Annotated in this window: 7 protein-coding genes, 2 tRNA genes and 2 pseudogenes; 5 read left to right on the top strand and 6 right to left on the bottom strand. The window is 44.4% G+C overall.

The window, feature by feature from the left end; genetic code table 11:
* Positions 1–134 (bottom strand): annotated as a pseudogene (locus O9324_RS16100) (carbonic anhydrase); the annotation flags it as partial.
* Between the two features lie 436 nt (positions 135–570).
* Between O9324_RS16100 and psbN the strand changes: the two are divergent.
* Positions 571–702 (top strand): photosystem II reaction center protein PsbN, encoded by a 132-nt coding sequence (gene psbN, locus O9324_RS16095; RefSeq protein ID WP_002761150.1) that lies wholly within the window; start codon positions 571–573, stop codon positions 700–702.
* On the opposite strand, the gene O9324_RS16090 is transcribed toward psbN, so the two are convergent.
* From O9324_RS16090 to O9324_RS16070, 5 genes are all read right to left on the bottom strand, one after another.
* Positions 699–3,707, bottom strand: a complete 3,009-nt coding sequence (locus tag O9324_RS16090; protein WP_288140702.1) for an alpha-mannosidase — start codon at positions 3,705–3,707, stop codon at positions 699–701. The two genes, psbN and O9324_RS16090, sit on opposite strands and share 4 nt — an antisense overlap.
* Positions 3,708–3,851: 144 nt before the next feature.
* Positions 3,852–3,923: transfer RNA gene (locus O9324_RS16085), tRNA-Thr, on the bottom strand.
* Between the two features lie 8 nt (positions 3,924–3,931).
* Positions 3,932–4,016: transfer RNA gene (locus O9324_RS16080), tRNA-Tyr, on the bottom strand.
* A 140-nt stretch (positions 4,017–4,156) separates the two neighbouring features.
* Positions 4,157–4,456 carry a 2Fe-2S iron-sulfur cluster-binding protein gene (locus tag O9324_RS16075; RefSeq protein ID WP_002766009.1) on the bottom strand — a complete coding sequence of 100 codons (300 nt, stop codon included), beginning with the start codon at positions 4,454–4,456 and terminating at the stop codon, positions 4,157–4,159.
* Between the two features lie 593 nt (positions 4,457–5,049).
* Complete coding sequence (locus O9324_RS16070; RefSeq protein ID WP_002761158.1) at positions 5,050–5,685, bottom strand: peroxiredoxin; 636 nt, start codon at positions 5,683–5,685, stop codon at positions 5,050–5,052.
* 470 nt (positions 5,686–6,155) lie between these two features.
* Between O9324_RS16070 and psbU the strand changes: the two genes are divergently transcribed.
* The 4 genes and pseudogenes from psbU to O9324_RS27250 all read left to right on the top strand — a co-directional run.
* Positions 6,156–6,563, top strand: a complete 408-nt coding sequence (gene psbU / locus O9324_RS16065; protein WP_002754370.1) for a photosystem II complex extrinsic protein PsbU — start codon at positions 6,156–6,158, stop codon at positions 6,561–6,563.
* A 192-nt stretch (positions 6,564–6,755) separates the two neighbouring features.
* The gene (gene nadB, locus O9324_RS16060) at positions 6,756–8,423 is read left to right on the top strand and encodes an L-aspartate oxidase (RefSeq protein WP_287628530.1); all 1,668 of its coding nucleotides are present in this window, start codon (positions 6,756–6,758) and stop codon (positions 8,421–8,423) included.
* Between the two features lie 183 nt (positions 8,424–8,606).
* Positions 8,607–9,707 carry a HEAT repeat domain-containing protein gene (locus O9324_RS16055; RefSeq protein ID WP_287628529.1) on the top strand — a complete coding sequence of 367 codons (1,101 nt, stop codon included), beginning with the start codon at positions 8,607–8,609 and terminating at the stop codon, positions 9,705–9,707.
* Positions 9,704–10,300, top strand: a pseudogene (locus tag O9324_RS27250) (glycosyltransferase); the annotation flags it as partial. The gene O9324_RS16055 and the pseudogene O9324_RS27250, both read left to right, overlap by 4 nt.
* Positions 10,301–10,494 lie beyond the last annotated feature (194 nt).

The following is a 10,494-nucleotide window of genomic DNA, read 5'->3' as shown; positions in this document are numbered from 1 at the left end:
TCGATACGGGAATCGGAACAGGTGATAAACAGGATTCTCGGTTTTTGTCCGTGGGAGAGTTGCTCAAATAATTGCCGATGTTCATCAAAATAACCACTCTGGAACTTTTCTAGTCCCTGTAGGAGTTTCTTCATAATAATTCTTCTGGTTTAGTTCGATCGCTATTCTAGTTGATCCTTTTAGAAAATTGTCGGGCATGAGATCATGGCAAGCGCATCTCAAGCGCTATTGACAATTGGCCAATTTTGTGATCTGTTTGCCCTGTAGGCATTTCAAATGATCAGCTAAGACGCATTTTCATGTTGCAAGAGTGCCTTATTTCAACAAGCAATTTAAATGCGCGGGCAGCTTACCAGTCCATCAGAATAGTTACCCTATTTAATTGAGATGGCAAATTCTCCTCAAATATGCCTGAATCGTGGGTAGGCAACTCACATAAAGTTCATTTTGTCAAGGATTGTTAAGATGCACTTACCCTCAACTGGCCCGATTAGCGATCGCTATTGGCGGCGAGATCGGTTATATTTTGTTAAGATAAGATACAAACTGTATCTAAGCAAATTTTATTTTATGGAAACTGCAACAATTTTGGGTATTTCGATCGCTGCCGCTTTGGTGGGGATTACCGCTTTAGCTCTTTATACCGCTTTTGGACCGCCAGCAGCAGAATTAAGCGATCCTTTTGAAGATCACGAAGATTAATTCTTTAATAACCATGTGGCTATTTGCCAAGGAGAAATTTGCTCCATAGGATCGATCGCTCTTTCTAAACCGTCGATCGATTCTTTTATTGTTAATTGTAATTGATTTTGCCAATCAATAACAGCGTTTTCTCCCTGACATTCATAAACGCGCATTACCCAACTCCGAGCGGATGTTTCACTTTGTTTGAAACTCATTAAAATTAAGTTATCGGCCGAGAATTTTAACCATTGTGCCACGGGTGGCAACCGGTTTGATCGGGAAGAATTAGTAATAAAAATAACGGTGACAGGTGAGTTTAACTGCCAAGCATGATGGACAGTTTTCGCCGTTTTCCAGTCCCCTTGATGGGGATATATTGCATAGGTAAATTCTTGTTTTCCCAGATCCGCCTCGGGATCGGGCCATCGGGGACTTCTCAACAGAGTTAATCGCAGTTGCTGGTTAGTAGCATCATAGCCATATTTATTATTATTTAAAAGACTAACCCCATAGTTTGCCTCTCTATCGGTTAAATCTGCCCATTTATGCCCGTAAACTTCCCATTTTGGCGATTCTGGTTCGTGGTAACGCTCGATCGCACCACAGGCAATTTCATAGGTGGTAAAATTGCTGTTGAGACTGAGAGGAAAAGCGGTTTTTACTAAAGTATGTTCTTGCTGCCAATTAACAATAGTTTTAATCTGGAGAATAGGAGAATCTTTTTCTAAGATATAATCTTGACAAAATTCCGAATCAGCTAAACTTCTGATCACGCGAATCTGCCAGCGCAAAGGACCATATTCTAAGCATTCGATCGATTTTAATACTGTTTTAGGTAAGGGATATTGTTGATAATTCGGATCGATATTCCAAGCGTCCCAATATTGTCCTTGATCTTTAAATGCCTGTAATTGATTACCGGCAGCTTGCAGGATTTCTTTTTGATTAATTACATCAAATATACTATCTATATCCCCCGTTTCTGAGTTAATAGTAACTTTAAGCAAGCCATTATCTAAAATAAATTGGCAGTTAATTAAATTTTGCTCGGCTGCTTGCTGATTGGGAACTAACCAAAATAACTTATAACCCACAGAAGGAATATTTTCAGCGAGAAATAATAGCTGATTGTCGTGGGATAATTGCGAGGTACAGAGACAATTATTTAAGCCATAAACTGAACAATTGACAGATTCTATAGGTAAAGAGATAACCTGGGTTCTTTCCCAGTTAAGAGAATTAAAAACTAGAAAAGGTTTTGCTTGGGGATGGGGGGGATTAGGTAAATTAATTTGAGGGGCAATTGCCTGTAAAGCTTGATGTAAAATTGCTTCACCTGTGCTGATAACTTGCCGCCATAACTGATTGGCATCCCTAAACACTTCGGGTATAGAAGTACCGGGCAGTATATCATGAAACTGATTTAATAAAACCTTTTTCCAGGCGGATTCTATCTCGACTTTCGGATAGGGAATCTCTAGTAAGATATTAGCCAGAGAAGACCATAATTCCCCTTGATACAAGAGGATTTCACAGTAACGATTATAGGCTTTTTGGTCAGAGTGAGTGGTATAACAACCCCGATGGAATTCTAGATATAATTCATCATCCCAGATAGGAAGATTACTTGTCTCCAGACTGTCCAGATAATTTGTTGCTTGGCTAAATTTTAACTGGGGGAAAAAAGGAGATTTTTGCCAACGTTGGGCTACTTCTAACATATCACGAGTCGGACCGCCGCCATGGTCGCCAACTCCGGGCAGCCAAAAAATATCTTTTAAGCCGGTTTGCTGTTCCCAATTGAGAGCATGATCGGTCATAATAATTGGGTTAGTATCCATAACTCCGGCAACATTGGGAGGAGACATGAGAGAAAGAATTTTACTACCATCAGGAGATTGCCACCAGAAAAAACCGTGGGGAAATTTAGTCGTATCATTCCAATGTAGTTTCCCGGTTACAAAGTATTTGATGCCAAAGGATTTAAGAATTTGCGGCAATTGGTAGGGAAACCCAAAGGTATCCGGCAGCCAAGCGGTTTTAGTGATTTGTCCAAATTTTTCTTGAAAATATTTTTGTCCATAAAGCAGCTGTCGAAATAGGGATTCCCCGGAGATTAAATTGACTTCTGGTTCTACCCACATTCCGCCCAAAAGTTCCCAGGATTGCCCTTTATATGCCTCTATAATTGCTTGAAACAGGTCAGGATGATGTTTTTCTATCCATTCGTAAATTAGGGGGCTAGAATGACCAAATATGAGGGCGGGAAAATCTTTTTGGAGGTTTAAAACTGAGATAAAAGTGTTTTTTGCCACTTGCCAAGTTTCTGCCAACGGCCACAACCAAGCCATATCCAAATGTGCGTGACCGAGAAGATGAAAACTGCGTTCTTTCAGAGGTTGAGCGAGGAGTTGTAGGGATTGACGAATTGATTCTAGGGAGCGATTAAATTTATCTTTGTTGGTGACATTATCCCAGTCAATATTATCGAGAGTAGCGGTAAAAGCTGCTAAGTTTTCAGGATAAAAAGTTTGTAGATAATTATGGAGAATGGTTAATTCATCAGCAACAAAACTAGGATCGATCGCTTGGCTATATTCATAGATTAACTGGGATTTCATCAAACCACCAATATCATGATGGGGACTGACTAAACGGAGAGTAACAACGATTTCTTGACCAGTAGAGACCGAGTTAGAAAGTAAAATGCGCGTGGAAGAATCAAAGAGGTCTCCTGCTTGGATAAATTGATTATTAACATAAATTTTGACATCTTCGGCCCACCAAGTTAGGATTAATCTCAGTTCCATTCCCTCTAAAGGATAACCGGCTAAATGTTCGGGGACAATAATTTTTTGAGTTAGATATTGGATTTGTCTGCCAGCCGGCCAAATAATGTATTGTTTTTCATTGAGGGTGACGGGTTGAATTGGTTTTTCCGCTGCTGTAGCGATCAACCAATTTTTCTGAACATCTGTGCGGGTGAGGTGAGACAGTTTAGCGATGTTGTCGAGGGGAGACATGAGCCAACAAATAAGTTAATTTTGACCATTTTAAGCGATCGATGCCTAATCGGGCTAGGGGATAACTTCTGTTAACGCCATAGTGCTGAAGACTTACTTAATCTCATCCTTCAACGGCTGATTGAGAATGAGCAGGGAAGAGAAAGCCCGTGATGAGGATTGAACTCATGACCTCACCCTTACCAAGGGTGTGCTCTACCACTGAGCTACACGGGCATTGATCGTGGTGGGCCGGGCCGGATTCGAACCAGCGTAGGCGTAGCCAACGGATTTACAGTCCGCCCCCATTAACCACTCGGGCACCGACCCATTAATTCCACGATTATCAATCATAGCACCCTTAGCTAAAACACACAAGTGTTTAGGGAAAAAATTTTTTGAGCCATAAAATAACTCCCGTTAAGCACCATAGATAGCACTTAACGGGAGTTTTCTGACAATCTTGAAGATTACTTCAAAGCTTCTTCTTCTTGGTGGGTGAGGATCACACAGTCAGAGGTGGGATAGGCGACGCAGGTGAGGACATAACCCGCTTCAATTTGATCGTCATCTAAGAAGGATTGATCGGATTGATCGACACTACCAGATTGAAGTTTACCAGCACAGTTGGAGCAAGCTCCCGCACGGCAGGAATAAGGTAAGTCTAGTCCTTGTTCTTCGGCTGCATCGAGAATGTACTCATCGTCTTGAACATTAATTGTCTGCTCGCCATCGGGTGTTTTCAGGGTGACTTTATAAATTGTTGCCATCGGTTGTTCCTCTTAATTAAATGCCAGTGAAAGCGGCAGTCTCTACAATTGCCTCTCGCTCGTCCTCAGAGTGAACGATTGGAGCGAGTTTCATTTCTGATACTACGGGAAAATCTCCCTGACTCAGCCTTGCATTAGTAATGACAGTCTTAAATAAACTTAAAATAAAATTTACTTATAGATCTAACCCAGAATTCTTGAGGATACTTGCTCGATCTCTAGATAATTTCATCGATCTACAATCTAGCTAAACTAACCACTACTAAGCATTTGGAGCCATAATGTTCATTGTTCTTTTAGTCTTAAGCCGATTTTTGTTAAACATTAATTTAACTTATAGTTAAGATAGATGTCGATGAATTGTCTTTAACCCAGCCAAGAAATTGCTTTTCGGTACTACTGCCGCTAACACATCTAGGGAAACTATGAAAAAATATATTGACAATCAAACTAATAAATGATATGGGGAGATAAATCCCCCGTTGCCAGGGGTTGGCTATCCGTTATAACGGATGGCTAACCCTCCCTGACGACTTTATGGTTTTCGGATTGCCAGTTTTCCAGGATATGGTTCACCGATTACCGATTACTAATTACTTATTAGGTTGGGGAGTCATGCGTAGATAGGGTTTGATTTCTTCAACCCCTTTGGGGAATTTGCTGCGAGCTTCTTCAGTGGGAATAGAGGGAACCACCACACAATCGCCACCGTCGGTCCAGTTAGCCGGGGTAGCCACCTGATAGTTATCGGTGAGCTGCAGGGAGTCGATTACGCGCAGGATTTCGTTAAAATTGCGTCCCGTGCTGGCAGGATAGGTAATAGTTAAACGTAATTTTTTGTTGGGATCGATAATAAACACCGAACGTACCGTGAGATTATTGAGGGAATTGGGGTGAATCATGCCGTAGAGATCGGACACTTTGCGATCGCCATCGGCGATAATCGGATAGTTAACGGTAGTGTTTTGAGTTTCGTTGATGTCATTAATCCAACCCCGATGGGATTCGGCGCTATCGACACTCAAAGCGATCACTTTAACATTGCGGCGCTCAAATTCTGACTTAAGACTAGCCACCGTACCTAATTCCGTGGTACAAACGGGAGTATAATCAGCCGGGTGCGAGAACAGCACCACCCAGCTATCTCCTACCCACTGGTGAAAAGAAATCGGACCTTCACTAGAATCTTGTGTAAAATCTGGAACGATATCACCCAATTGGAGAGCCATAATTGTGTCTTCCTTATTATATATTTCAAGACAAGCAACAGTTTATGATGCCATAGGAGTGCTGTTCTTCATTGATAATTTTAGGGATTTGTAATAATTGCATTAGGGGATAGGGGAATGAGGAAATGGGGGAAGTAGGGAGATAGGGAAATTCAACTGTAGCAGCCGCTGGATGGCAGCAGGAAAATCCTTGCCAGAAAAGGGTTTTAGCGATTTAGATTGTCCTAACCAACTTGTTCCTTGTGATCAAACCCCAAAACCGCAAAACCCTTCCCCTAGGACGGCAAACTAGGTTATGATCTGGTCTAATGGCATGATATAACTTTTTTAACTAGCTATCAGCGTTCAGCTAATAGCTAGGCTGCGGTGGCAAATCCCAACTACCCACCCTATGCCTAGTCGGAAAGCTGACGGCTTAATTTCTTGTCCTAATCGTTAATTTGCCTTGGTTTTAGGAGACCACAACTGCAATGAAGAATCTTGTTCGTCTGCTGGCGGTAATTGCCTTGATTATCGGGAGTTTTTGGGGCAAAGTTCCCGCTCAAGCTCTCAATCTTACCTCGATCGCCCTTCCTTCTCATCCTGTGGCGGTCTTAAATGCGGCTGATGCTAAACTAACCACAGAATTTGGGGCGAAAATCGACCTTAATAACAGTGATATTCGCGATTTCCGGGACTTGAGAGGGTTCTATCCCAATTTAGCCGGTAAAATCATCAAAAACGCCCCCTACGAAGAAGTGGAAGATGTCCTCAATATCCCCGGACTCTCGGACACTCAAAAAGAGCGTTTACAGGCTAATCTAGAGAAATTCACCGTTACTGAGCCTTCTAAAGAATTTATCGAGGGTGATGACCGTTTTAACCCCGGAGTTTACTAAATCCAGTTAATTACGGTTTTAAAAAAATTCCTAGGTGAGCGATCGCTCACCTTTTTCAGTGATCAGCTTCTGAAGGCAAGAGGCAAAATAAAGAATCTGGCATACTGCCCCAAGGAAAAGACTGGGGATTTTGGCCAGAGCTATAGAGAAATGAAGTGCTAGAATAAATAGAATTTATCAATTAACTCCTACATGGTCGTTTCCTCGCAACTGCCGAGTTATCAAGATGTTTTAGTGGTGGGATCGGGAGCGGCGGGATTGTATGCCGCACTGTGTTTACCCCCTAACTTAAAGGTGGGTTTAATTACCAAAGAAGATTTAAAAACTGGGGCTAGTGATTGGGCGCAGGGAGGAATTGCGGCAGCCACGTCCCCGGCAGATTCCCCCGTTTTCCATTTAGAAGATACCCTGAAAGCTGGAGCGGGCTTATGCGATCGCTATGCCGTGCAGTTTTTAGTCGAGAAGGCCCCCCAAGCGATCGCTGATTTGCTGCGGTTAGGAGTTAGTTTTGATCGCTCTGGAGACGACTTAGCCCGCACTCTTGAGGCTGCCCATTCCCAGGCCAGGGTACTGCACGCAGCCGATCGCACGGGGAGAGCGATCGTCAGTACCCTGATGGAAAAAGTGGTCGAACGCCCCAATATTACCATTATTCCCCAAGCGATCGCACTGAAACTGTGGCTTGATTCAGAAGGGCAACGCTGTCAAGGTATTTGTTTACTCCATCAAGATCATCTCTGTTGGCTACGAGCGCAAGCAGTCATTCTGGCTACGGGAGGCGGCGGTCAAGTCTATGCCCAAACTACCAATCCCGCCGTTAGCACCGGGGATGGAGTCGCCCTCGCTTGGCGTGCTGGGGCAGTGATTCGCGACCCGGAATTTTTTCAGTTTCACCCCACCGCTTTGACTGTGCCGGGGGCGCCGCGGTTTTTAATTAGTGAGGCGGTGCGCGGCGAAGGAGCGCATTTAATTGATGCCCAGGGGCGGCGTTTTGCCTTCGATTATCATCCGGCCGGAGAATTGGCTCCCCGGGATGTGGTGAGTCGGGCAATTTTTAGCCATTTGCAGAAAACCTCCGACGATCCCGCCCATGCCAAAGTATATCTAGATTTAAGACCAATCGAACCGGAGCGTCTGCGTTATCGTTTTCCCAATATTATCCGCATCTGTCAAAAATGGGGCATTAATGTGCTTGAGGAGCTGATTCCCGTCGCCCCCGCCGCTCACTATTGGATGGGAGGAGTGGCCACCGATTTAAACGCCCGCACTTCTCTACCCGGTTTGTATGCGATCGGCGAGACAGCTAGTACAGGTGTTCATGGAGCCAATCGTTTAGCCAGTAATTCTCTCTTGGAATGTATTGTCTTTGCGGCAAGTTTAGCTGCAATAGGTCTAGAGCCGGAAAACTTGCTGGGGGAAAGACCAGAAAAACCCTTAGAAATCGCAGAAAATTGGCAAGAAGAACAGGAATACTGGCAAAAAGTACGGAGAGAATTACCGATTTTAATGTGGGAAAATGCGGGAATTTGCCGATTTCAAAATGAGTTAGAAACTGCTATCCTACGGGTGCAAAAGTGGAAACAACAGTTAGAATCCTTAAAGATGGGCCAATTTCTCCAGAATCTTCTCCCCGACAAAGGACAATTATTTTTGTGTCCCTCGGTGCAGTTAGAAATAAGAATAGCGATCGAGACATTAAATCTTCTAGATATCGCTGACTTAATTCTGGAAAGTGCCTTATTACGAGCAGAAAGCCGCGGCGGTCACTATCGGGGCGATTATCCAGAAACCGTAGCTAATTGGCAATTCCACACGACTATTCAAGGTCGAACGTGGCGGAAAACGCCTGTGCAAGCTTAATTAAGCCAGTTTTTCACAGATAATCCCTACTAGGAGCCGTACTATTCGCCCCACGCTCACCGGAGGCCTTTCCCAATCATCGTGGTCTATGACCTATCTCTGGAGTTAAGTGCTTTTCATTTACGGCTTTTAGGCTATCATACTTTTACCCTCCCCCCCCCCCTAAACAGTTGCATTAATTCTATGATCAAACCCAATTTCCTATTTTTGTTAGCTATCGGTGTGAGCAGTTGGGGTCATCATTTTCAGGCTTTACCCAAGGCTAACGCTCAAACTCCCCCTAGGTTAGAGCAACCCCAGACTGTCGCCACTTACGATCAGTTGATGAAAGCTGGTTACGAAGCTACAGCCCAAAGAAATTACCAACTCGCCCTCGGAAAATTTCAACAAGCTCTGGCACAACGTCCGAACGATACATTTGCTCAAAATGCGATCGCTAATATCCAGAAGTATCTAGGTCAAACCGCCACGGCCGCCAACGCAGCCGCCAAAAACGAGACTTCACCAATACCGTTAATTGCTGGCTCGGCTCTCTTATCCATCGCTTTATTGGGAGTTTTACTATCGCTTTTCTTCCAATATCGTCCCAAGGGCAAAGCCTCAAAACGGCCCAAAAAGACAACTTACGTCAATCCTAAAAACCCACTCGACAACTTTTCCGGGGGCAATGGTAATTCCTTCGATGCGGACACCAAAACTGGCAGTGACATTAATGGCAATAGGGAAGACGATTTCGAGTTCGAGCCTTCTTTGCCCGTACAAGCTACCTCCCGCATCCCGAACGCAGACTTAATCCTGAGTTTGATTGAAAGTCTGCGTGATGATGATCCCCGCACCCGCAGACGGGCGGTTTGGAAGCTGGCACAGATGTCCGATTCTAGGGCAATGCAGCCTTTAGTCGATAGTATGGTGGATGGGGATTCCTACGAACGCAGTTTAACCCTAGAAGCTCTCGCTCAAATCTGTACCCGCTCCCTGCGACCGATGAACCAAGCTTTGGCTATCTCTCTCCAGGATAAAAATCCCCAAGTGCGGAAAAATGCTATCCGGGATTTAACCAGACTCTACGATATCATGTCTCAGATCAGTCAATTAATTTGTCATGCCCTCGATGATTCCGATGAGGAAGTGCAAGAAACAGCACGCTGGGCAATCAGACAGTTAAATCTGCAATTACCGCCCCGTTTAGATATTGCTCCCCTGGAAACCACTGGTGAACCGGAAGATGATGACGTACAGGATACTTCCTTCACTGAAACCACATCCACTGAGGTGCAGAATTGAGTGGAAAACTGTTATTTCTCTCCACTCCCGTGGGATTTTTGGGATCGGGGGACGGCGGTGGCCTAGAATTAACTCTTTATGATCTCGCTCGCACTCTGAATAAGCAAGGGTATGCGGTGCGGGTAGTGGCTCCAGAAGCCTCGCAATTGCATGATATTCCCTTAATCACTATAGCAGGAAATGCCCAGATTTCCGCCCAAAGTCAAGGCCGGCAAGCCCCGATTTTCATGCCCGAAAATGCCGTTTTGGCCAATATGTGGCACTACGCTCAACAAGTACAACATCAGTACGATTTAATTGTTAATTTTGCCTAGGATTGGCTGCCTTTTTATCTCACTTCTTTTTTTGCCACTCCCGTCGCCCATTTAGTCAGCATGGCTTCCGTTTCTTTGGCGATAGATCATATTATTCAAAAAACCTACCGCAGTTTTCCCCATTTACGCGCTTTTCACACCGTCGCCCAAGCAGAAACTTTCTCAATATCTCCCCCCTATCGCTGTTTGGCTAATGGTTTAGACGTATCTTTGTATCAGTTTCGGGCCGCTCCTTCCCCCTGTCTAGCCTGGGTGGGACGGATTGCCCCGGAAAAAGCTTGAGAAAATGCGATCGCCGCTTGTCAACAGTTGGGCGTACCTTTAGGGGTTTTCGGTCATCGGAAATTTTGGGTCTGAAACCCCGCCGTTCTAGGTTGGCTTTACGTTAGAATTAAAAGGCCAGTCTCGAAAACCAAGTGGACGGCGCAGCACCTTGAAAACTCGGCTTAGGGGGTTCCGACCAGAAAAGCTTG

Source organism: Microcystis sp. LE19-84.1B (assembly GCF_027531875.1).
In the GTDB taxonomy this organism is placed as follows: Bacteria; Cyanobacteriota; Cyanobacteriia; order Cyanobacteriales; family Microcystaceae; genus Microcystis; species Microcystis panniformis.
This window is presented reverse-complemented; position numbering and strand designations above follow the sequence as displayed.